19 protein-coding genes and 1 pseudogene are annotated in these 23,866 nt (G+C 42.5%); 8 read left to right on the top strand and 12 right to left on the bottom strand.

The window, feature by feature from the left end; all coding sequences use genetic code 11:
• Positions 1 to 319: 319 nt before the first annotated feature.
• Together VB740_RS28425 and VB740_RS28420 are read right to left on the bottom strand one after the other, a co-directional pair.
• The gene (locus VB740_RS28425; RefSeq protein WP_323203195.1) at positions 320 to 1,966 is read right to left on the bottom strand and encodes an AarF/ABC1/UbiB kinase family protein; all 1,647 of its coding nucleotides are present in this window, start codon (positions 1,964 to 1,966) and stop codon (positions 320 to 322) included.
• 232 nt (positions 1,967 to 2,198) lie between these two features.
• Positions 2,199 to 3,263 carry a mannose-1-phosphate guanylyltransferase gene (locus VB740_RS28420; protein WP_323203194.1) on the bottom strand — a complete coding sequence of 355 codons (1,065 nt, stop codon included), beginning with the start codon at positions 3,261 to 3,263 and terminating at the stop codon, positions 2,199 to 2,201.
• A 115-nt stretch (positions 3,264 to 3,378) separates the two neighbouring features.
• Between VB740_RS28420 and VB740_RS28415 the strand changes: the two genes are divergently transcribed.
• Positions 3,379 to 4,899 carry an LCP family protein gene (locus VB740_RS28415; protein WP_323203193.1) on the top strand — a complete coding sequence of 507 codons (1,521 nt, stop codon included), beginning with the start codon at positions 3,379 to 3,381 and terminating at the stop codon, positions 4,897 to 4,899.
• A gap of 91 nt (positions 4,900 to 4,990) precedes the next feature.
• Complete coding sequence (locus tag VB740_RS28410) at positions 4,991 to 5,497, top strand: pentapeptide repeat-containing protein (protein WP_323203196.1); 507 nt, start codon at positions 4,991 to 4,993, stop codon at positions 5,495 to 5,497.
• A 134-nt stretch (positions 5,498 to 5,631) separates the two neighbouring features.
• On the opposite strand, the gene VB740_RS28405 is transcribed toward VB740_RS28410, so the two are convergent.
• Positions 5,632 to 8,649, bottom strand: a complete 3,018-nt coding sequence (locus tag VB740_RS28405) for a GAF domain-containing protein (protein ID WP_323203192.1) — start codon at positions 8,647 to 8,649, stop codon at positions 5,632 to 5,634.
• A 535-nt stretch (positions 8,650 to 9,184) separates the two neighbouring features.
• Between VB740_RS28405 and murJ the strand changes: the two genes are divergently transcribed.
• Positions 9,185 to 10,789: a murein biosynthesis integral membrane protein MurJ gene (gene murJ / locus VB740_RS28400; protein WP_323203191.1), complete on the top strand. Its 1,605-nt coding sequence runs from the start codon at positions 9,185 to 9,187 to the stop codon at positions 10,787 to 10,789.
• Between the two features lie 364 nt (positions 10,790 to 11,153).
• On the opposite strand, the gene VB740_RS28395 is transcribed toward murJ, so the two are convergent.
• The 5 genes from VB740_RS28395 to rplU all read right to left on the bottom strand — a co-directional run bounded on the left by VB740_RS28395 (position 11,154) and on the right by rplU (position 14,881).
• Positions 11,154 to 12,347, bottom strand: a complete 1,194-nt coding sequence (locus tag VB740_RS28395) for an NADH:flavin oxidoreductase/NADH oxidase (protein ID WP_323203190.1) — start codon at positions 12,345 to 12,347, stop codon at positions 11,154 to 11,156.
• Positions 12,348 to 12,886: 539 nt separating this feature from the next.
• Positions 12,887 to 13,039 carry a hypothetical protein gene (locus VB740_RS28390; RefSeq protein ID WP_323203189.1) on the bottom strand — a complete coding sequence of 51 codons (153 nt, stop codon included), beginning with the start codon at positions 13,037 to 13,039 and terminating at the stop codon, positions 12,887 to 12,889.
• Positions 13,017 to 13,733: a molybdopterin-dependent oxidoreductase gene (locus VB740_RS28385; RefSeq protein WP_323203188.1), complete on the bottom strand. Its 717-nt coding sequence runs from the start codon at positions 13,731 to 13,733 to the stop codon at positions 13,017 to 13,019. The genes VB740_RS28390 and VB740_RS28385 overlap by 23 nt, the downstream gene beginning before the upstream one ends.
• 428 nt (positions 13,734 to 14,161) lie before the next feature.
• Positions 14,162 to 14,443, bottom strand: a complete 282-nt coding sequence (gene rpmA, locus VB740_RS28380) for a 50S ribosomal protein L27 (protein ID WP_094348320.1) — start codon at positions 14,441 to 14,443, stop codon at positions 14,162 to 14,164.
• Between the two features lie 30 nt (positions 14,444 to 14,473).
• Positions 14,474 to 14,881 carry a 50S ribosomal protein L21 gene (gene rplU / locus VB740_RS28375; protein WP_323203187.1) on the bottom strand — a complete coding sequence of 136 codons (408 nt, stop codon included), beginning with the start codon at positions 14,879 to 14,881 and terminating at the stop codon, positions 14,474 to 14,476.
• 716 nt (positions 14,882 to 15,597) lie between these two features.
• Between rplU and VB740_RS28370 the strand changes: the two genes are divergently transcribed.
• Both VB740_RS28370 and VB740_RS28365 read left to right on the top strand, forming a co-directional pair.
• On the top strand, positions 15,598 to 15,831 hold the full coding sequence (locus VB740_RS28370; protein ID WP_323203186.1) for a Nif11-like leader peptide family natural product precursor: 234 nt from the start codon (positions 15,598 to 15,600) through the stop codon (positions 15,829 to 15,831).
• Between the two features lie 178 nt (positions 15,832 to 16,009).
• On the top strand, positions 16,010 to 17,098 hold the full coding sequence (locus tag VB740_RS28365; RefSeq protein WP_323203185.1) for a DNA polymerase beta superfamily protein: 1,089 nt from the start codon (positions 16,010 to 16,012) through the stop codon (positions 17,096 to 17,098).
• Between the two features lie 82 nt (positions 17,099 to 17,180).
• Here VB740_RS28365 and VB740_RS28360 read toward each other — a convergent pair whose 3' ends face one another.
• Positions 17,181 to 17,477 (bottom strand): hypothetical protein, encoded by a 297-nt coding sequence (locus VB740_RS28360; protein ID WP_323203184.1) that lies wholly within the window; start codon positions 17,475 to 17,477, stop codon positions 17,181 to 17,183.
• A 189-nt stretch (positions 17,478 to 17,666) separates the two neighbouring features.
• On the bottom strand, positions 17,667 to 18,791 hold the full coding sequence (gene bchI, locus VB740_RS28355) for a magnesium chelatase ATPase subunit I (RefSeq protein WP_323203183.1): 1,125 nt from the start codon (positions 18,789 to 18,791) through the stop codon (positions 17,667 to 17,669).
• A gap of 395 nt (positions 18,792 to 19,186) precedes the next feature.
• On the opposite strand from bchI, the gene VB740_RS28350 reads away from it, so the two are divergent.
• Both VB740_RS28350 and VB740_RS28345 read left to right on the top strand, forming a co-directional pair.
• Entirely contained in the window at positions 19,187 to 20,383 is a 1,197-nt protein-coding gene (locus VB740_RS28350; protein WP_323203182.1) for a glycoside hydrolase family 10 protein, read from the top strand.
• Between the two features lie 372 nt (positions 20,384 to 20,755).
• Entirely contained in the window at positions 20,756 to 20,950 is a 195-nt protein-coding gene (locus VB740_RS28345; protein WP_323203181.1) for a hypothetical protein, read from the top strand.
• Positions 20,951 to 21,272: 322 nt separating this feature from the next.
• Here the strand turns inward: VB740_RS28345 and VB740_RS28340 are convergent, their stop codons facing one another.
• Both VB740_RS28340 and VB740_RS28335 read right to left on the bottom strand, forming a co-directional pair.
• Positions 21,273 to 21,935 (bottom strand): hypothetical protein, encoded by a 663-nt coding sequence (locus tag VB740_RS28340; protein ID WP_323203180.1) that lies wholly within the window; start codon positions 21,933 to 21,935, stop codon positions 21,273 to 21,275.
• A 600-nt stretch (positions 21,936 to 22,535) separates the two neighbouring features.
• Positions 22,536 to 22,931, bottom strand: a complete 396-nt coding sequence (locus tag VB740_RS28335) for a hypothetical protein (RefSeq protein ID WP_323203179.1) — start codon at positions 22,929 to 22,931, stop codon at positions 22,536 to 22,538.
• A gap of 666 nt (positions 22,932 to 23,597) precedes the next feature.
• Between VB740_RS28335 and VB740_RS28330 the strand changes: the two are divergent.
• A pseudogene (locus tag VB740_RS28330) lies at positions 23,598 to 23,866 on the top strand (photosystem II q(b) protein); the annotation flags it as partial.

The raw sequence follows: 23,866 nt of genomic DNA, 5'->3' as shown, positions 1-23,866 counted from the left end.
GAGCGGGTTTCAGCCTTTGATTGAGTAGTTCATTTGTTCGCGTTGAAAGGGCTGGTGTTTAGCGCTATTTATCAAAACAGAATTCAGGAGTCAGCAGCGGAGGCGGAGACTCCGAAAGCTCCGGTCAGAATTCATACTGAATCCTGACCGAAAAAGCGGATAGCGTAGCGTTATCAGTGGTGAGCCTGAATCCCCCTCTGATATATTCTGACTTCTGAATTCTTCTTCAACTGTGGCTCCAAATCAAATATTAATGCAGGGACTTTCGACATATCATGATTTCCTATGGTGGGCATTATTCAAGCACAACACATAGACTTTAGCGTAAACGTCCCGATCGCAATGTACTAATAATTAACCACAAACCCAATAAACTAGCGACGGCAAACAGGGTGGTGCTTAAAAAAGATAGCTGAGTTGTCTGTGCTTTAGTAGAAATAATTGCTGCACCCATAATCAGCGAACCCACTAATATACTAAAAGATAGTCGATTAGCCGCATCGTCCATAGTGCGCCGCACGCCATCTAAACCCCGCAGCGATAGATTCCACTGTAAGGTTTCTGAGGTAACTCGGTCTAATAACAGTTCAATTTGGCGAGGAGATTGCAGAGACAAACTTTTAATATCTAAGGCTGTCCGTAATAGCGATCGCACTGGATTATCGCCTAATAATTGCCGACGAAACAAGTCTGTTATTAATGGTTTGACTTCATCAAAAAAGTTAAGCTCCGGGTTGAATGTCCGCGCTACACCTTCTAAATTCGCTAGGGTTTTGGCATACAAACCCATATTGCTAGGTAATCTAATTTTATTGTTGCGGGCAACTTGTAAAACTTCATAAATTATCTGACTGAAGTTGATTTGCGTGAGGCTGACATTGTGATACTTTCGCAACATGCGATCGTAATCATTTTCTAACCGCGACAAAATTACTGGTTGAGCAGAATCTGATAGCTGCAAAGTTAACTGAGCGCACCTTTGAGCATCTAAATCAACGATCGCTAACAACATCTCTGTTAATATCTGCTGTGTGCGGGGATCAAGTCTTCCCACCATCCCACAGTCTAAGAGGGCGACACGACTATCTTTGAGATAAAACAAGTTTCCTGGATGGGGATCAGCGTGAAAAAAGCCATCAATATATAGTTGCTGGAAAAATACCCGAAATAACAAAGTAGTTATTTCTTTACGCTTGAGGGCAGGATCTTTAACGTTGGGGTCATTATCCAAATCCGCCGCCAGGAACGGCACCCCATCCAGCCATTCCATCACCAATAATTTTTCTGTGGTCAATTCCCAGTTAATTTCCGCAACTACTATTTGTGTGGGATCATACCAGCGACTTTTAGATAAGTTGCGCCGCAACTGGTCTGTAAAACCCGCTTCCCGTGTAAAATCCAACTCTGCTTCTAGAGCTTTGGTAAATTCTTCGGCAATGGATTTGATTTCGTAGGTTTGCCCAAACTCAGTCCGCGCCACTAAATCGGCAATACCTTGAATTAAAGCAATATCTTGGGCAATAGTCAGATCAATTCCCGGACGTTGCACTTTCAAAGCGACTTCTCGACCATCTGCTAATGTAGCGCGATGTGTCTGGGCAATTGATCCCGCCGCTACTGGGATCGGGTTAACTGTGCTGAAGGTTTCTGCTAGTGGACGTTTTAATTCTTTACGGAGGATTATTTCTACCTCTGACCAAGGCACTGGTGGTACTTCGTCTTGTAAAGTTGATAATTCCTCAATATAGGCGGCGCTCAGTAAATCTGGACGCGTAGACATTAGCTGGCCAAGTTTGACGTAAACTGGCCCCAAGTCTATCAAGATATTTTTTAAAACCGCAGGTGTAGGTAGCTGAGGTTCATCAGCTTTGCCACCAGTGAGTAACCTTCGCATATAGTCCCAGCCATTGCGGAGGAAGACTTCAAGGATTTCTCGTTGACGGGGAACAGTTTGGGTGAGGAACATTTTTGGGAATAGGGAGTGGGGAGTGGGGAGTGGGGATTGGGGCAGGGGAAGCAGGGGGAGCAGGGGGAGCAGGGGAAGCAAGGGAAGCAAGGGGAGCAGGGGAAGATGAACTATTGCTTATTGACCAATGCCCAATGCCCAATGCCCAATGCCCCATGCTCCATTCCCAATTCTCAAAGTCAAGTTATAATAGGAAAATAGGCTTTTTAGCCTCTGCCAAGGGTTTTAACTTTTATAGCAGGTCGGTAAATCGGGAATCGTTTTGGAGAATTTTGAGGATCTGCTTGATTTCCTGGGTACGTTCTTTTTTTACAACGAGGGTGACATTGCGATCGCGCACAATCACCACGTCCTCTAAACCAATTGTAACAACTACATCCTCTGGATTTGAGGCGTAAATAATAGCGCCCTGCGTATCTAGCCCTACATGAGTAGCGAGTTCCACATTTGGACTTTCCTCTGTTTTGAGTAAACGTTCGATCGCATTCCAATCTCCTAAATCATCCCAACCAAAATCAACTGGCAAAACGTATGCTAGAGTTGTCTTTTCCATTAGCGCATAGTCTATACTCTTCTTAGGCAACTGGGGATAGATATCAGGGCCATGTTGTTCTAAAGGTTCGATAATTTCTGGTGCATGGGTATGTAGTTCCTTGAGAACAACCCCTGCCCGAAAAACGAACATTCCACTATTCCAGCTAAAACGTCCCGTAGATAAAAAAGTTTCTGCCGTTTCACGGTTGGGCTTTTCAGTAAAGCGATTGACGTGATAGGCTGGCAACTCATTAAAGCTACCTATTTTTTCACCTTGTTCAATGTAGCCGTAACCGGTTGATGGAAAAGTAGGTTTGATCCCCAGTGTAACGATCGCTGCTGTGCTTGCTGCTAGTTGCGTAGCCGCGCTTAATGTGTGTGCAAACGCCTCTTGATCAGCAATCCAGTGGTCAGCAGGGAAAAAGCCAATAACAGCGTCTTCTCCATAGCGCTGTTTGATTTCTAAACTTGTCCAAGCAACGGCTGCGGCAGTGTCTCTGCCTTCCGACTCAATTAGTAAGTTTTTAACTGGTAGATCAGGTAATTGTTGTCTTACCCCTTCAGCTATCTGACTAGAAGTAATTACCCACAAGGAATCCCACCCGCCACCGAGTTCAATCAATCGATCGGCGGTTGCTTGTAATAAACTTCTAGAGCTACCATCAAGACTTAAAAATTGCTTGGGTCGGTCTTTGCGGCTCAGGGGCCAAAAACGTTCACCTTTACCACCAGCAAGGATCACGGGGAACAATAAAGTATTCATGTTGTCATACACGCCTACCGAAGAACATTACAAGTTTACAGTGAGCTTTTCCACTGGCAATATTTGTAGCTTGGATTAACATACTTTTAGGGAGTGGTTGAGTGGGGAGATAATTGTGATAAAACAAGTCGAATGGTCGGAAAATCCAGTGACATCTCAGCAAGTAGTAGAATTTGAAACTGAGGTGCGATCGCAGCAACTTCAACGAACAGAAAATCAAGCAACACCTGTACCAGTAGCCGATGCAGAGGAGGAGGATGTCGAACTAAACCAGCCAGCCAATCCTAACCGTAGCGTCGTCGAATCAGTGGGTGCAATTCCCAATCAGCTTTACGAGAGACTAGGCTTGACCATGCCTCGATGGCTGTTGTGGATCATGACGATTGTCATCGGCATTACCTTATCTGGGTTGCTGGTATCAACGTTAGCTCTTTGGACTCCGTTGTGGAGCAATCTAGATCGAACTGATGAAGATTTAGGAACTACTGCTAAAGACGAGATAAAAATACCGCTACCAGGGGAGTTATGGAGCAAACTCTCCCAGTACCAGCTTTCACGACCCATGAATATTTTAATCATGGGGATTGAACCAGTTAGCGGTACTGTTGATGGTTCACCAGAAAGCTTTGCTGGGAAAAGCGACACCATGCTGCTAGTAAGGCTCAACCCTAGTGAAAAATCTGTACGGGTGCTTTCCATTCCCAGAGATACGATGATCGCCATCCCCGAAAAGGGAGAAAAGGGATTAACTAAGGTGTCTGATGCCAATGCCAAAGGCGGCCCAGTCTTGGCAGCACGGGTAGTTAGCCGTACCTTAAACAATGCCCCAATTGATCGTTACATCCGTATTTCTACCAGTGGCTTACGGCAGTTAGTCGATCAATTAGGTGGAATAGAAGTCTTTGTTCCCCAATCAATGGAATACAAAGACTCCAGCAGTCGGCTATCGATTAATTTAGTCAGTGGCTGGCAAACCCTTAATGGCGAACAAGCAGAACAGTTTGCCCGTTTCCGCGAAACAGGTTTGGGAGATTTGCCAAGAGTGCAGCGTCAGCAAGCACTTATAGCAGCATTGCTGCAACGCTTAAATAGTCCTACCGTCTTACCCAGGTTGCCTCAATTAACTCGCTTGATGCGAAAATACTTTGATACCAACCTGAAGATGGAAGAAATGATGGCGTTGGTAAATTTCGGCCTCAACTTGGATCGGGATAATTTCCAAATGACCGTGTTGCCTGGTACATTTAGCCGTTTTAGCCAAGACCCTAATAGCTATTGGCTAAATATGACTGGACAACAGAGCCTGTTGAATGATTATGTTGGGGTAAATGTACCTGGTCTTAAACCAGATATGCGTCAGGTTCCTAACCTCAAAATTGCTATTCAAAATGCCTCTAATCAACCTCAGCTAACTGAAAAAGTTATTGCTTATCTCAAACAGAAAGGCTTTACTAATATTTACAAAGTGCCTGATTGGCCAGATACCCAACGTCAAACTCAGATTGTTGTCCAAAAAGGCAACCGACGAGTTGGAGTTGATTTGCAAAAAGTCTTAGGCTTGGGTCAAATTGAGGTGTCAGCGATTGGTGATTTAGAATCTGATCTCACAATTCGGATTGGTAAAGATTGGAAATAGGTAAGAGTCATTAGTCATTAGTCATTAGTCATTAGTCATTGTTAAATAACAGAGAACAAAGGACAAAGGACTAATGACAAATAATAAAGTTATGAAAAAGATTTTACTGCGCTTTTTTGGTTTGATTGCGATTTTGATACTAGCATTTTTGTGGATAATACTTAATCCCAAACCAGCTTTTGCTCAAATAAACACAATCAACTATAACAATATAAATTTAGAAAATCGTGACTTTTCTCATGCTGATTTGGCAGGTGTAACTTTTGTCGCAGCAGAAATGCGGGGGACGAATTTTCAAGGAGCGAATTTAACTAACGCAATTCTCACTAAAGGAGTTTTATTAAAGGCAAATTTGGAAGATGCAAATTTGAGTGGCGCTTTAGTTGATCGCGTGACTATGGATGGTGCTAACCTGAAAAATGCCATATTTACAGAAGCAACTTTGACCCGCAGCCGTTTTTACGATGCCGAAATTACAGGCGCTGATTTTACCGACGCTTTGATTGACCGTTATCAAGTGTCGCTAATGTGTGAAAGGGCTAATGGTGTAAATCCAGTTACGGGTGTTACTACACGAGATAGTTTAGGTTGTAAATAAAAAACTCCACGCCACTTGCGGGATGGAGTTTTGGGCATGGAGAATCGGGCATAGGGTAGGCAGTGCAGTCACGCCAAGGGGGATAGCGCAGCGTAAAGCCTGCGGCATAGCTTCTCTACGAGACGCTACCACCTCTAATTACCGTTAGGAATTTCAATCAAAAACTCTGTTCCTTCTCCTGGTTTAGAGAAACATTTAATTTGACCATGATGTTTTTCAACTACTATTTGATAGCTGATAGACAATCCTAAGCCTGTACCTTTACCTGGGGCTTTGGTAGTGAAGAAGGGGTCAAACATGTGCGATCGCGCTTCTTCTGGAATCCCAAGACCATTATCAGCTATTCTAATTACAATCTGGTTATTAACGGCTTGCGTACTAATCCAGATAGTTAAGGGTATTCTCGGACACGTTTGGGATAACTTCAAATACCTTTGCTGTATAGTTTTAAATTTTTCCTCTAATGCATCAATACTATTACTCAAAAGATTCATAAACACTTGATTTAATTGCGAGGGATAGCATTCGAGCAAAGGGAAAGTACCATATTCTTTCACAATCTCAATAGCTGGGCGTTCATTATTATTTTTCAGCCGATGCCCTAAAATCAGCAAAGTACTATCCAAGCCTTCATTAATATCTACTGGTTTTAATTCAGCCTCATCTGTACGAGAAAAGTTTCGTAGTGATAGCACAATTTCACAAATACGCTCTGTTCCTACTTTCATTGACTCAAGTGTTTTGGGCAAATCTTCAATGAGAAAGTCCAAATCAGTTTTGTCAATTTGCTCTTGAACAATTGGCAATAGTGAGGAGTTTTGCCGATAAAGTTTCACTACATTTAGCAGTTCTTGAGTATATTCATTTAAATGGATCAGATTACCAAAAATAAAACTTATAGGATTGTTGATTTCATGCGCTACTCCAGCAAGTAATTGTCCTAAACCTGCCATTTTTTCGCCCTGAATTAACCGGGTTTGAGTTTGCTTTAATTCTTGCAGAGCTTGAGTAAGTTCTGAGGTTTGACGTTTAGTTTGTTCGAGTAATTCCGCTTGCTGAATCGCAATTCCTAATTGCACCCCTACTTGAGCTAGTAAATTGATTTCTTCCTCTTTCCAATAACGCGGTTGCGAATTCTGATAAGCAACTAATAATCCCCATAATTTTTCACCTTCCCGAATCGGAACAAAGGTTTCGTTACGCGGAAGTTCGTTATCGTCGTCTGTGTCCTCAAAGGTTTCTATAATTATTGGTTGAGCTTGTGCAACAGGTATCCAACCATCTTTAAAAGAATCTGCTACAAATTTACCGCTCCAATCTGTGTTGAAGCGGTAGATTGCAACTCGCTCAACTTCGAGCAACTCTCGCACAGCTTGAGTAGTGGTTTTAAAAATAGTTTTAATATCGAGTGACTGGCGGATTTTATCAATGGTTGCAGCTAGTAATTCTTGCCGTTCCATTGCTTTCTCCCGTTCAGTAGCTTCTGCTAACTGAACAACCTGCATTTGAACTTGCTTTAAATAAGAATCCTGTTTTAATGCGACTCCCAATTGCTCGGCTATTTGACTGGTAAATTCAATTTCAGAGGGTTGCCAATGACGAGGAGCGTTGCATTGGTGAATACACAGCAATCCCCAAAGTTCACCCTTTTTCAATAGAGGTGCAACTAGATTTGCCCGCACTTGAAACTTTTCTAGAATTTGGACATAGCAACCTGGAAACTTGGCTTGATAAATATCAGCGATCGCATTTACTCGACCTTGCACGTAAAGGTGGGCAAAATTTTCACCAAAACAATAGTCATAAACTTTTTCTGTGATTACCGAGTTACATTCAGGTACAACATCCTCAGAAATAAATTCCCCTTCCCAATCTTTTTGAGGGTCAAAACGAAAGACTGCCACTCTGTCGGCTTGCAACATTTGCCGTGCCTCAGTGACAGTAGTTTGGAAAATTGTATCTAAATCTAGTGACTCCCGAATTCGAGTAATCACGCTAGTTAATGTCTTTTGTTGCTCTGCTTGGTACTGAGCGTGTGCTAGTAACTTATAGTGTCGTAGGGCTAGGCCAATTTGTGTACCGATTTTGGTCAGTGATTCGACTTCATAAGATTGCCACTGTCTAGGTGAGGCATTTTGGTAGGCAGCAATGACTCCCCAAAGTTTATCTCCTTGGAGAATGGGGGCAGTTGCAAAGGCTTTTGCCTGGAATTGCTCTAACAAGGTTACATGGCAGTCTGTTAATCCAGCTTGATAAATGTCATTGGCTGTAAATGCCTGGTTGTTGACGTAACGTCCGCCTTGCGTCTGTTGTAAATAAGTATCAGCGATCGCAGGCTCAACACCAACCAGAGGAGTCCAGCCTTCCACAAATGATTCAGCCACGAAGTTACCACTCCAATCATCATTGAAGCTAAAGATGGCAACTCGATCAGCTTGCAGCAGTTGGCGTATTTCTTGAGTTGTGGTTTTAAAGATGGTTTCAATATCGAGGGGTGAGCGAATTTCATCGACAATCCGAGCAATTACTTGGTCGCGTTGAGCCGCTTGAGCCAATTCTGCGGCTTGCAATTGGACTTCATGGAGATGCTTCGCTTGTTGAATCGCAACAACAAGATGATCGGCAATTTGACGAATAAACTCAATTTCCGATTCTTTCCAGTCACGAGCCTCACTGCACTGATGAATACAAAGGAATCCCCACAGTTCTTTCTCCCGCAATAAAGGCACAACGAGGTTAGCCTGTACCTGAAATTTACTCAAAATTGCGGCATGACAATCACTCAGTCCTGCCTTGTAAATATCTGCTACTGCTTGCACTCGACCTTGTTGATAACTCGAAGCAAATTGTTCTCCAAAGCAGTGGTCGTAAACTTTTACTGCCAGTGCTGAGTCCCAGCCAAGTGCAACATCCTCAGAAACAAATTCTCCTTCCCAATCTTTTTCCAAGTCAAACTGGAAGACTGCTACACGATCAGCATTTAGCAACTGACGCACTTGTGTAACGGTAGTTTGAAAAATCGTTTCTAAATCAAGAGACTCCCGAATTCGCACAATTACACTTGCCAGAGCCTTTTGTTGCTCTAGTTGCTCTTGAAGTTGAGTGCTTGACAAGAGAAGTTGATTTTCCGTGAAATTTGAATTGGCTTCCATTGCTCTGGATTATGTAGTTTTTATATAATGATTCCTCATACCAAACTTCATAGAGTCAAAGGGCGTCAAAAATATGACAAACTGCAAATTTTTGCAATATTCAACTATTTCTCAGAAGTTGGTTATTGTTATAGTTCCCCTTTCTTGATCTATCCTCGTAATGCATTAAAAAATAATTTTGGCTTGCACACAAGTGTTGCCGAGAAAAATCAGAAAGGCGATCTGACTCCTTTTGAGCCGTTCTGAGTGGCTGGCAATCAATAAACCCCTGCTTTTGTGTAATGTTTCTCGGGTTCTCTTTGTACAAGAGTTCTTCTCTTTACCTGAAAATGAGAGTTAAAATGCGTACTATTATAGCAATCTCAGTAATTTAATTTTGAGCGTAGGCGTAGCCCGCCGCAGGCATCGCACTTAAAATGATTGCCATCAGACCATTAACTAATGGCTAATTTGTCAAAAATTGCCTGAGAGACTGCGGGATTTCAGGTTAAATGTTTTAAAATATGCACTCTGCAAGAGTTGTCGGGTAATATTCGTGACACAACAAGACCAAAAACCCTCTCGTTCTTTCGCTGGAATTGCTGGCATTGTTGCCGCAGCCACATTAATTAGTAAAGTCTTCGGTTTGGTTCGGCAGCAAGCGATCGCTGCCGCTTTTGGTGTTGGTGCTGCTGCCACTGCCTATAGCTACGCCTATGTTATCCCTGGCTTTCTATTAATATTACTCGGTGGTGTAAATGGCCCATTACACAGTGCAGTTGTCAGCGTTTTAGCCAAGCGACGGAGAGAAGAAGCGGCTCCCTTAGTGGAAACCGTGACAACGCTGGTGGCTGGATTACTGTTGCTGGTGACAGTTGCTCAGATTTTATTTGCGGATGCGATCGTTGATTTAGTCGGTTATGGTTTGGAGCCGACAACCAGAGCGATCGCAATTCAACAACTTCGCATTATGGCGCCAATGGCTTTATTTGCCGGTTTAATTGGCATTGGCTTCGGTACTCTTAATGCAGCCAATCAATATTGGTTACTCTCCATCAGCCCTCTGTTATCTAGCATTACCGTTATTATCGGCATTGCTTTCATGACTATGCAAGTGGGCAAGGACATTATCAAGCCAGAATACGCTTTAATCGGTGGTATGGTATTAGCCTGGGGAACCTTGGCAGGAGCAATTCTCCAATGGCTGGTGCAGCTAATTGTTCAGTGGCGGTTAGGGTTAGGTACGTTACGCCTGCGGTTTGATTTTAAATCCCCAGGTGTTCAAGAAGTGATTAGAATCATGACTCCGGCAACAATTTCTTCCGGGATGATGCCAATTAACTTTGCTACTGTGCTTTACTTCGCAAGTCCTATCCCTGGTGCTGCTGCTGGTTTTAACTATGCCAATTTGCTAGTGCAAACTCCCTTAGGGATTATTTCTAATATCATTTTGCTGCCTCTATTACCGATATTTGCCAAACTTGCCGAACCAGAAAATTGGGACGATCTCAAATTACGTATTCGTCAGGGACTCCTACTTAGTGCTGTCACCATGCTACCTTTAGGAGCGTTGATGGTAGTGCTATCTGTACCAATTGTCCAGGTAATATATGAGCGGGGTGCTTTCACGCAAGATGCTACGCAGTTAGTTTCCGAATTGCTAATTGTTTACGGGATTGGGATGTTTGCTTATTTGGGGCGTGATGTCTTGGTGCGGGTATTTTATGCCTTGGGTGATGGGCAGACACCTTTTCGCATTAGTACTTTTAATATCTTTCTCAATGCTGTGCTCGATTGGATTTTAGTTGGGCCTTTTGGTGCTCCCGGTTTGGTGTTAGCGACAGTAGGCGTAAATTGCAGTTCCCTGTTGATGCTGTTATGGTTGCTTGATCGCAAACTCAATGGTTTACCTTGGCGTGAGTGGAGTGTGCCAATTCTGGGTTTGACTGCGGGTAGTGTTGTCGCTGGGGTAGCCAGCTATGGAACTTTAGTTGCTACTCAACAGTTGTTAGGTAAAACAGGTTTACTGGTTCTGCTGTCGCAGTTGTGTATATCTGGCTTCGTAGGAATTGCGGTGTTTGCTGTGATCGCTTTATGGATGAAAATACCAGAGGTGAATATTTTTATATCTCGTCTACGTCAGCGCTTTTTGAAGAAATAACTGTTATTTATCGAAACAGAATTCAGGAGTCAGAATGGGCTAAACCTTAGCTATCCGCTAACAGAACAAATTCTAATCGAAGAAGCGGATAGTGCAGCGTAAAGCCTTCTCTTCTACTATTGGAGACACTTGGTGAACAAAAGACTTCTCATAAAGAGTTTCTTGATTCTGACTTCTGTAGGACTTACGCATTGACAGAAAAATCGAAATAAGAGGTATGATTTTCAGCGCTTCTAACTTGATTTTTCTATTACTCACTAAGCGATCGCCATCATATCATCTGCGCTTAAACACAAGTCAATTGCGATCGCAGCTTGGCAATCTCAAACCTTACCATTGCGATCGCAACACCTGCTGTTTAGATTTATTTCCCCTGTCTCCGTTGTTTAACAGCGTACCCGTAGGGCAAAGCCCAGTTCGGTTCTTCATCCAAATGGCAACGGGCACGAATCGACCAATATGGATCGCGGAGCATTTCTCGACCGACGAGAACCAAATCTGCACACCCACGAGTAATTACTTGGTTGGCATACTCAGCCTCCTTGATCATCCCCACCGCCCCTGTCATAATCCCAGCCTCTTCTCGGATTTTGGCAGCAAAAGGCACTTGATAACCTGTCTGCACGGGAATTCTGGCATGAGGGACTAAGCCTCCTGTGGAAACATCGATCAAATCAACGCCTAATTCCTTTAGTTCACGGGATAATATAACTGACTGCTTGAGATCCCAACCTCCCTCCACCCAGTCGGTAGCAGAGAGGCGCACAAAAAGCGGCATCCCACTTGGCAGAATCTCTCGGATTCGTCTTGTCACTTCCAGTAACAAACGCATTCGGTTCTCCAACGAACCTCCGTAACGATCTGTTCGTTGATTACTTAGCGGCGAAAGAAAAGAATGCAATAGATATCCATGAGCCGCGTGGATTTCGATAATTTGGAAGCCCGCTTGCAGGGCACGCTGCGCTGTAGCAACGAAGGCTTTAATCACCTCTTCAATCCCACCTTCATCGAGGGCTATAGGAACGGGACCGCCCTCTTGAAACGGAATTGGGCTTGGCCCCACTACCTGCCAACCGCCTTGTTCAGGTGTTAACGGTGTACCACCCAGCCAAGGAAGATTGCAACTTGCCTTCCGGCCAGCATGGGCTAATTGAATCCCTGCGATCGCACCCTGTTGGCGAAGGAAGCGGACAATGCGAGTTAGTGGCTCGATGTGCATGTCGTCCCAAAGACCAAGATCGCCGGGGGTGATTCTTCCTTGGGGTGTCACGGCTGTAGCTTCGACTACAATCAGGTGAGTGCCTCCAGTAGCCCGACTCCCCAAATGGACAAAGTGCCAATCATTTGCGAATCCATTTTCTGCCGAGTATTGACACATTGGTGACATCGCTATGCGATCGGGCAGGGTGATATCTCGAATTTTCAGTGGACTAAACAAGTCCACTTCCGGTACATCCGAGTCGTGCAGACTCGTTGATTGACAACCCGGGGAATCTATGAATTCTAATTCGGTCTGGGCTGGAGATGATGGCGAAGTACTTAGTTTATCTGTAGTCATGCTGTTACTTTTCCGTGCTTTATGGACTAAACACCCGTGTCCGAGTTAGCTCGGCAAAATCAATTCTTGTCCGAATATTTTGTCGCTTCCCAAACGATTTTTAACTAATCGCCGTAATTCCCCATCCCTCTATAGTGTAGAGATGTAAGGAACTTCCAAATAAAAAAACATCCAATTGCAAAGGGACAAGGAGACACAAAAGACCTCTTGCATAAATCAAAAAGAAGAACCCCACCCCGCCAAAGCTACGCTTTGTCTCCTGTTCCCTTAGCAAGGCTACGGTGTACACAAAAGTCGAAAAATTCTCTACCCACATTTTTGTCAGAGTGAAACTGTCACACTTGCTGACATCCCGCCCAGAACTGAAGTTCGGGGCTGATAGCCCAAGTCCACTCAAGTGGACTGAATTAATTATCTAGTCCACTTGAGTGGACTTTAGCTATGAGACTCGGAATTCATTCCGAGGCGGGATAGAAACGTAGTGCAAGATTTATTAATAAAGATATGGCTGTGATAAGACTTGTGTATACAACGTAGCCTTATTCTTGGAGAGGGGTTGGGGGTGCGGTGTTCTGAAGGGACTTTTGCAAGAGGTCTAGGGTAAAATTTTCTTCTTTAACTTCCCCTGCTTCCCCTGCTTCCCCTGCCTCCCCTGCCTCCCCTGCTCCCTTATAATCCAGCAAACCACTCATAACCTTGATCTTCCCAATAGCCTTTACGAGGGAACAAATTGCTGACGAATGTAATTTGAGTAACCCATTTACTTTGCTTGTAGCCCAGTTTAATTGGGGATGCTAGACGCATAGGCGCACCATTATCAACTGATAAAGGTTGCCCATTCTTTTGATAAGCCATGAGAGTTTGGGGATGTACAGCAGAGGCAATATCCCAGCTTTCATAGTAACCATCAGCAGACTTGAAGTAGACATAGCGGACGTTTGACTTAGGCTGTACCAGCGCTACCAAGTCTCGTAATCGCACGCCTCCCCATTGAGCGATCGCAGCCCAGCCTTCAACACACACATGGCGAATTACCATTGAAGTCAAGGGAAGTTTTTGAATATCTGCCATGCTCAACTGCATCGCGTTATTAACCTCACCATCAACCGTCAGACGAAACTGCGCTGGATCAATTTGCGGCGTGAAGTCAAAGGTATTAATCAGCAATTTGTCTGGTTCTATTGCACTGACAGGAAATTCTGGAACTGGTTTTTGACTTAGCAGCAGTGCTTCAAGACTTTGGTTTAGTGGCTCAGATATTTGCCGCAGATTATCTGAGAACAAATTTGTCCCACAGCCACCTAAAAGAAAGCCTACGCCTGAAAGTCCAGATACTTGCAGTAATCGACGACGAGATAGAGTGCGTTTGGGAAGAATCAGACTCATAGAACCTCTACAGAAACATAGACTTAATTAAGACGGATGCTTCCTACCTTCAGGGCAAGTAAGAAATGAGCAATTGTAAATAGTATGACAGTGATAAAGTCACTAGACCCAGAAAACCAAATCGCCGAATCCACAAAGTTTCAGAACCAACAATATCTCTGGCTGGCTATCCTAAACTTTGGAATATCTAGTGCAATCATCCGAAAGCTGACAAAAATTAGTACCTAAGGCTTGATATGCAATGCCTACGACGGCAAGCTACGCAATCTAATTTCTGTGTGTAATATTTTATTATTGAAGAATATCTGCGCTTTGATGCTTCTGATACTAATCTATGCGCGACACAGGAACAAAGCGACTTTTAAGCAACCGCTGGGACATGTCAGCCCTAACTAGCGATTAGGGCGGTGTTACCCACCCTAAACGCTCTAACTTGCTACTGCCTCAGCAGCAGTTATGGGTAAATAAACACTAACTTTTTTACGGGTTTTGCCCTTTCTCTCAAACATTACAACACCGTCGATTAAGGCAAACAGAGTGTCATCGCTACCAATACCGACATTGTTACCAGGGTGAAATTTAGTGCCGCGCTGACGCACGAGAATGTTTCCTGCACGCACAACTTGACCGCCATAACGCTTGACACCCAGACGTTGGGCATTAGAATCACGACCGTTGCGTGTACTACCTGTTCCTTTCTTATGAGCCATGATTTCCTCTTGTGTATCTTCTCTTTATTATTATTCAGCAGCGGTTTCAACTTCTTCGGCAGGAGTCTCATCTAAAACGGGAGTTTCCTTCTCCGTTTCTCCTTGGAAAGCAAATACTGCACCGTTAAGGGTGATGGAGTCAATCATAAGTCTGGTAATTTCTTGACGATGCCCACGCTTTTTGCGGGTTTTCTTTTTGGGCTTCATCTTGTATACCAGAACTTTACGACCTCTGTAATGTCGCATTACAGTCCCTTCTACAGTTGCACCTGTCACTAGTGGCTGTCCAATGGTGACTTCGCCATCGTGCTGCACGAGTAATACGGAGTCTATTGTAACTTTTTCATCTGGTTGGATCGCAAGCAGTTCAATATCGTAAAACCGCCCTGGCTCTACTCGTATTTGTTTGCCGCCAGTTTCAATAATCGCGTAGGTCATGGAATTGTCCTTGAGGTTGCCGTACAGGTAGCTGGTTTTTATCTCGTGTAGAGACGCTTTTGCCAGCTTTTGTAATATGTCTACCTGATCCGAGCAGGAATTAGACAGACAATCTAACATACTATTTTATTAACAGGTGCTAAGTCAAGCTTTCAATTGCCAAAAGTCGTCATGGCTGAATCACCCACGCAAAGAATCTAAGATGTTGTTTGAAAAGTCTAATTTATTACTCACCGGGCGACTAGAAGTCGCGGTCATACCACAATACGGTTCAGCTAAGGGCTAATTGTACAAAATTGTGGGTTTTCGAGACGCGATAAATCGCCGTCTCTACAAGTGTTTTGGTCTTATCTGAACTGTATTGGGCTAGACCAGACTTTACCCACCTCTGTGGGTTAAAAATCCTTGATTTTGTATTAGTCCACGGAGGTGGACTACCCTGCGGGAAGCCGCAAAGCGTCTATGTTTGTGTAGTAGTGAATTCTATTCGCCTAATACTTTTCAAACTGCTTCTATCTTAGGGATGAATTTTACAAGTTAGAAGAAATATTTAAACTAAAACTTATATTTTCTTATCAGAATCTACACATTTTTATTCTTTGTTTTAAAATTAAATTTACACGCTTAATCTAAAGGTTATTCACAGAATTTAGTGAATCCACAGGACTGAAATTACTACATTCAAACCTGATATTTAAAACAGGAGAGAGATTGTCATGACACAGCAAAATGCTACCCGACTTTTTGAAGCCGTAAAACAAGATCAAGCGTTACAGCAAAGGCTTAAAGCAACAGCTAATCCAGAAGCCTTCGTCAAGATTGCTCAGGAGCGTGGCTATGATTTCAGCGTTGAAGAACTGGAAAGTGAAATCAGCAAATTGTCTGAAGAAGATTTAGCCGCCATTGTTAATCCAGGATGGGGAAATAGACGGCACCTTAATCCAAGATAATTCCTGTTCTAGAAAACAGAAAGTATAGGAACAACTGAATTGACAAGTTCTGCTCCTCAAGGGGATATCATTACCTCATCTCCTTTAGGGGCATTTCTGTTAAACTAAGCAACTCTACTTCCCATCTTCCCACCTGCTTAACTCATAAGTTAGGATGACTATATTTTAATCAGGTGATATGGAAAGAATAGAAGTTGAGCAAAGAACTATTTTAATTGGTTTGGCAGGTAGCCACGGTTATGGTTTAAATCGTCCTGATTCAGACTTTGATTATCGGGGAGTATTTATCGCACCCAAAAGGTATTACTTGGGATTTGATCATATAGAACAAAAAGATACTGGTTGGGATGAACCAGGAATATTTCCATTTGTTGATGGCAACAAAGACACAGTTATATATGAATTAAGAAAAATCCTCCAGTTATTAGCAGGCGCAAATCCGAATGTTTTAGAATTGCTGTGGTTAAATAACTATCCTTTTGTAAGCGCAGTTGGACAGCATTTAATTAATCATAAACAGTTATTTTTGAGCAAGAAGGTAAAACACACTTACACTGGTTATGCCTTTGCCCAAATCAAAAAGATGGAAACTCATCGAAAATGGTTGTTAAAACCACCGCAAAAAAAACCAATGCCATCTGACTTCGCCATAGAAGACGAAGCACCCCTCAGCAAAGATGAGCTAAATGCCTTTTTGGAGTATCTTTATAACTTAATTAGAGGACGGATCGAGTTTTTGGAAGAAGCGGAACAACTATACCAATTACTGACGGCAGATATTGATTTTAAAGGAGTATTGAAACAATACACTTTGCCAGATGAAACTTTGGAATATACCCAAAAGTTAACCAATAGCCGTAAAGATTTTATCCGCCTGCTTCAGAAAAGCCAAAGTTATCAAATAGCTTTAAGAGAATGGAAGGCTTACTTGTCTTGGCAGGAAAATAGGAATCCAGCTAGAGCAGAAATGGAAAGGAAGTCGGGTTTTGATCTCAAACATGGGATGCACTGCATTAGATTATTACGCAGTGGAGTAGAAATATTACGGCAGGGTGAAGTGATTGTAGATAGAAGAATAGCTGGTGATTTTGAGGATTTAAAAGCTATTTTAAAGGGTGAATATTCTTATGAGCAGGTGATGAAAATGGCAGAAGATTTAGTCACCGAAATGGAAATTGTTTACGAACAATCTGCCTTACCTCACAAACCTGATTTGGAGCAAATCAATGATTTGTGTATGGAATTGGTGGAAATGCAGAATTGGTAACTTGTTGGGCATTGGGCATGGGGCATTGGGCATGGGAAATTGTTGATTAAGTTTCTTCCCATTCCCTATTCCCCATTCCCCATTAAAGAGTGTACATTAAGTCAGCAAAGCCATAGAGGCTGATGATAAGCAATAGCGATGCTGTTAGTTGGGTAATTCGCGTCTCTGGTGAGGGGGCGATCGCTTCCCGCACTAAGATGGAAATAGATGCCCCAACTACAAAGCTCAAGCCTAAAATTAAATAGGGTATGTCCGGTAAAATACTGGCTATTGCCAGCATAGCGATCGCTAATAAGAGCATCAATAATTCTACAAACCTGGGCGGGTTGTATTGGCTAGATAGAATAAAGCTGTTGAACCAAAAAGACCAAAATCTCATATTTCAGTGCTGAGTTAGGAGTTAAGAGCGGAGCCGGAGACGCTCCGCCTCCGGTTAGGAGTTGTGAGTTATATAGACAGTGCTAAGTGAAGAATTAAAATTGTGAGATATGAAGCAGCTTTCCATTCAAAACTCTTAACTCTTAATTCTTCACCGGAGGCGGAGCATTTCCGGCTCCGCTCCTAATTTTTAACTTCTAGCCCCTAACTTTTGACCTGTGCCGTTTTTTTGTGCAGTATCACTTTCTGGTAATTCTACGCCAAAGACGCGGCTAAAAACTTTGGCGACTTTGTAGCCAGAATCAATCGATTCTAAGGGGTCTTTCCGCAGCCTGTGACGCAAGCATAGGGTAATCACACGGCAGATATCATCAACTGTAACTTCAGTGCGTCCTTCATAAGCTGTTAAGGCTTTGGCGGCGCGGTTACTAACTATGTCACCCCGCAAACCATCTACATCCAGTTCTGAGCAGACTTCAGAAATTTTTACCCGCAGATCATAGTCAAGTTTCACTTCTGGCAAAAGCTGTTGAGCATTGACAATTTGCTGTTGCAATGCTTCTTGCTGGGGTTTGTACTTTTCGAGAAACACTAGAGGATTTTGGTCAAAATCCGCCCGTTGTTCCACGATTTGCACCCGCAAGGCTGGTTCTTTTACGGTGTGAATTTCTGCGTGCATCCCAAAGCGATCGAGCAGTTGCGGGCGTAGTTCGCCTTCTTCTGGGTTTCCAGAACCCACAAGAACGAAACGCGCTGGGTGACGGATAGAAATACCTTCCCGTTCTACAGTGTTCCATCCACTCGCGGCGGAATCTAGTAGTACATCTACGAGGTGGTCATCTAGTAAGTTGACTTCATCCACATAAAGAATGCCTCGGTTAGCCTTTGCCAGCAGTCCTGGTTCAAAAGCTTTGACACCTTCAGATAAAGCTTTCTCAATGTCGATTGTGCCACAAACTCGGTCTTCTGTAGCTCCTAGCGGCAGGTCTACCATTTGGACTTTTTTGTGAGCTACAGGAATTTCCGCCCCTTGTTCTAACAGTTGGCGGACTTCATCGCTCATCAAGTCGGGGTCGCTAGGGTCACTATTGAAGGGGTCATTGGCAACCACAGAAATTTCTGGCAGCAGATCCGCCAGCGCCCGGATAGTTGTGGATTTCCCGGTGCCGCGATCGCCCATGATCATTACACCACCAATTTTGGGGTCAATCACGTTCAACAGGAGCGCCAGTTTCATTTCTTCCTGGCCCACAATTGCCGTAAAAGGAAATACCACGCGACGCGCAGTTGCCGTGGATTGAGCAGTTGGACTCACTAAATTACCTTAACAATATTTTTCTTATTACAGTTCTCTATTGTGACACAGGTGGGGCATGGGGGAATGTGAAGATCGGGGGCAGGGGAGCAGGGAGCAGGAAAATTTTACCTTGTGCCCCATTCCCCATTCCCCATTCCCCATTCCCCATTCCCCATTCCCCCATTCCCATACCAATATCTATGGGCACAAATGCCTACTTGCTGCGTCAACTATCTTAATTTGTCTGCTTTAGTTTTTCTGGTGCAAAAGTTCCATTCATAAGCAAGGAACGAACAACTACCAACTCATCAGTTCTGTACTAAGCATAAATACTTGTAGACTATATGGTTAGTAGATTCAATCGTAAAAGCGAACAATGGCATGTGTGGGTAGCTAATGCATCATTCAAATCTATGAAATCACCTTTTATTGTTCAAACTTGGCGGCGACTACTCAAGTCTGTTTTTCCGATTCTCATTTTAATATCCTTTTTTACTGTATTGTTGGTGGACAGTTTCACCCCTGCGATCGCACAGTTACCCCGTCAGGAAATTCGCGGGGTTTGGATGACCAACAATGATTTTGACACCCTTAAAAATCGGGACAAAGTGCAGGATGCGGTGAGTCAATTACGACGGCTGAACTTTAACACAATCTATCCTGTAGTTTGGAATTCTGGCTATGTAATGTATCCCAGTGCGATCGCACAACGTGCAGGTATTCAACCTTTTGTCTACAAAGGTTCAGATGGACATGATATTCTTGCAGACCTGATTAACCAAGCCCATCGCAAAGGATTGCTGGTAATTCCCTGGTTCGAGTTTGGTTTTATGGCTCCCCCAACCTCAGAATTGGCAATGAATTATCCTGATTGGTTCACACAAAAGCGGGATGGTAGCCAAACTTCAATCAGTGCGGCTGGTGAGGTTATGTGGCTTAATCCGTTCCATCCAAAAGTGCAACAGTTTATCACTAATCTAGTGCTAGAAACTGTTACCCAATATGATGCCGATGGCATTCAGTTTGACGATCACATGAGTTTGCCTCACGAATTTGGTTACGACCAATATACAGTTGCTTTGTACACCAAAGAAACGAAGAATCCTCCCCCAACTAATTCCCAAGATGCAGCATGGGTAAAGTGGCGGGCAGATAAAATTACGGCGTTCATGGTACAACTTAACCAAGCTGTGAAACAGAGAAAACCCCAGGCGATTTTCTCTGTTTCTCCTAATTACTATGATTTTGCTTACAAGTTTCACCTGCAAGATTGGCTGGGTTGGATGCGGCACAATATTGTAGATGAGTTAATCGTGCAAATTTATCGTCCGGATCTGCAAAGTTTTGTGGCTAATATTTCCCGCCAAGAAATTCAAGAAGCACAACAAATAATTCCAACTGGAATTGGCATTATGGCAGGATTACGAAATAATCCAGTTCCTATGCAGCAAATTAAGTCTCAGGTGCGGGCTGCTCAAGAACGCGGTCTAGGCATAACTTTCTTTTATTATGAAAGTCTTTGGAACGATGCTCTAGAACCCTTAAACGAGCGGCAAGCTGGATTTGCAACTCTCTTTCGATCTCCCGCACTCCGCGCCAGAATTGAATAACTTTTCTGTTAAATTTGAGTTTGGCGAAGTTCATAAAATTCACTTTCAGGATTTACGCAAAGGTAAGTATTTTCGTTATTGCAAGCGTTGACTTAGCCTCTCGGAGAGAAGCAAAGTAATCTCGTCAAAACTGGGATTGCTTCACTAGGCTATGTTTCACTTGCAATTTTTTATGGCTAATAGTGCGTGTAGCCCCTTTGCAGCTTGTCATCAGACATCGCCAGTTGTCCTTAAAAGCTCAGATTTAGCATTAAAGATTACAACGTTTCAATCTAATTTTTATAGGATTCCTTGAAATAGGCAATTTGAGATGTTGAATTCAAGTAGGAGTCGCTAAAATCTATACATCTGACCAAGTATTTCCATTGCCAAATGACAACTCCAATACCTTATTACATCTCTCGCAAACAGGCTCATGACTTTCTGGCTAAGTTTGCCAAAGCACTGGGAACTCCAGAATCTACCCCACTACTGTTTCAGAGTCAGTCGGTAAAAACGACTGAAATGAGTGAGGCTGCCATATATGCCGTTATGACTCGAATTATGTTACGTTGTCTAGCCGTCTAAATATTTACTTTATAAATGGTCTCTAAGAGCTATTCCAACATACCTGAAAAAAACATCCACTCTTGATTATCCAGTATATAGAATATTAGACTCTAAAGGTTATTTGATAAATTATGTTAAACGACAAAAAAATAAGTTAGTAAATGAAGGAGTTAAGGTTTTATTTGAGACAGATTTAGTAAGTAATTTAAACCAAAAATTTTGGAGATATTAAATATTATCTTTGTGAAGATGACAATATCTATTTAGAATAAACATGATTGTAAAATTAGTGGTATTTGCAATACTATCTTATATTTTGGTATAAAAATATTTCATTTAATTAAGATAGATAATCCCTATTTTTAATTTGTTTAGATGTAGCTTCCATAAAGTCGATAAAAACTTTTATGAGCTTATGAATTCCCTCGCTACCCCCAGCAATTAAACCTCCTGTCAGCAATGCATCTAAACAACGGAAAATAACTACTTGTATTGGATTATCTAAATCAATAACTACAAGTGGCTCGATTGAACGAATACCTATTGCGCTCATTAAAAGACCGAATAAAAGAGATGTCCATAGAGCAATTGTTCGTGTATCAGATTTATAAGCTGCTCTTTGCTGCTCTTTTTCATTGATATCATCAATTTGTGGTTTGAATATTTTTAATGGTTCTTGTTGGTTTTGTATAAAATTTTGGATGATTTGCTGCTCTAAACTCATTCCTTCAGGCGGGAGTCCACTAATTTGATTGGGTTCTAAAGAAGGAAATTGCTTCTGTTGTACTTCCATAAGACTGATCTTTTCAGACAGTAGAGCCTTTTTTTGTTGAATACTAATATCTAATTGTTCAACGTATGGGCCCCGCCAAGTAGTTATAAAAACTTCTAAAGAACGCTCTAACAACAAAGAAATAAATAGTTGTAAGGTGAGTAGCTGGATAATATCATTAAGCCCAAATGGTTTTAAAAGGAATGGTTTAGATGATAACCAAGTTGACAAAGTTACTACTAGAAAACTAATTATAATTAATACAATAAATATAGGAGATTCTGGTGAAAGCTTTAGCAACGTATTTATACTCCTGTTTCGCGTCACAATATTTAACACAGCCTAGAGGTGATAACTACACCTGCTGAGTAACTTAACAACGTTAATTTGATAGAACAGTAAATAATTTATTAGCCGGCTCTTTTTTCCAGAAGTGTGATATGGTAAGCGACTGTAGAAGCGATGTTTTCAACGGGCTACGCCTACGCACAGGGTAATCTAATGGTTCGTGACACCAGAGCCAAGCTAGCCTAAAACTATTGCTATACAAGTATTCCAGAGGAAAATGTCAGACTTCAAATGCACTGCGCCAAGCATACATGGCGCGAAAAGGTGCGTTGGAGAAAGAGGGCGATGGTAAAACAAACAGTAACCATAGCATCAACTAAAAACCCCTTCAAAGTTGAAGGGGTTAAAGTAATTTTTGGTAATGGGATAGAGATTAGGGGGATAAAGCAGCTTTTCCTGCTTTGTGAAGCATTTTCTTGTCAAAGCAACGAGATAATAGTACAACATTTCATAAATCCGTTACGAACCTCTGCAACTTTGTACTTAGTAAGATAAATCATTAGTATTGTCGAATGATGTCAGCTGCGACTCAACAGCATTTAAGTAATCTATATCATTCAAAGCTTGTGCTGGTAACATTTTAGCGTTGACAGCAGCTTTAACCACATCTAGTGCAGTCAGGCTTCCTGTTTGGTATTGAGAAACCAAAGCACTGCCACTAGGAATACCCTGTGCTTTCAGGTTGCCTTGATAAGCTACAAATGCAGCATTAAAGGGTTTGAGGTAGCTGACGTTCGTAGAATGAGTGGGTAAATTGTTAAATTTGATAGCTATAGGTTCGCCACTATTGTTAGTAGCTATTTGAGCGCCACCAATACCAGGTAATAAAGCAATAGAAGCAACAATGAATACAGAATCTACCAAAGTGGAGAGTTTCATAAGATTATTTTTAGTTAGAGTAAAGTGCAATTAGTATTCTTGAGTAATAGAGTCTGATTTTTTATCAGTATCAACTTCCTGCACTTAGGTCACCTGAACGGTTGATTTATTCCTCACCCATTCGGGTGAGCTAATTGAGCACAAGAACTGAAAAAATAAACCGAAAGCAAAATTCAGGACAAGCTTGAACAGATTGAACAGATATATATTTAACTGAGGCAATCTAAAAATTTATGCAGCGCTGTTACTTAGTTTTAGGCGTAGCCCAACACAGGCATCATAGCTAAAAGCTTGGTTACGCGAGTGACCAGGCTTTTTTGTAACAATTGCCTGCAATAGGCGCGTAAGCCCTGTGTGAATGAATTATGTAATAGAACTGGAGAGCGTAGGCGCAGCCCGTCGTAGACATCGCCTTTCTTTTTAAAGTTTGTAAAGTAACCCTACTATATATGTAATTGTATGCATGGGTAAGAGAACCCAAGGATGCGATGCCTGGGTTGGCTTAATATACACACTTTTTACCTTTAAATAAGTAAAGCTGATAAAACTCATCAGCTTTACTGAAGTAATAAAAGTTGATTAAATTTTGTAAAGCATTGTAAAGTAGATTCACAGGCAAAGACAAACGAGCCTGATTCATAAACAACTAACCGCACTTATAAAACAATGACAACAACCTTACAGCAGCGCTCAAGCGCCAACGTATGGGATAGATTCTGCGAATGGATCACCAGCACCAACAACCGCCTCTACATCGGTTGGTTCGGCGTACTAATGATCCCTACCCTGCTAGCCGCCACCGCTTGCTTCGTAATCGCCTTCATCGCCGCACCTCCAGTAGACATCGATGGAATCCGTGAACCTGTTGCAGGTTCCTTAATCTACGGAAACAACATCATCTCCGGTGCAGTAGTACCTTCCTCCAACGCCATCGG

Source organism: Nostoc sp. UHCC 0251 (assembly GCF_034932245.1).
Lineage (GTDB): Bacteria > Cyanobacteriota > Cyanobacteriia > Cyanobacteriales > Nostocaceae > Nostoc.
Note: the sequence above shows the minus strand (reverse complement) of the source record. Positions and strands in the feature narration are given on the sequence as shown.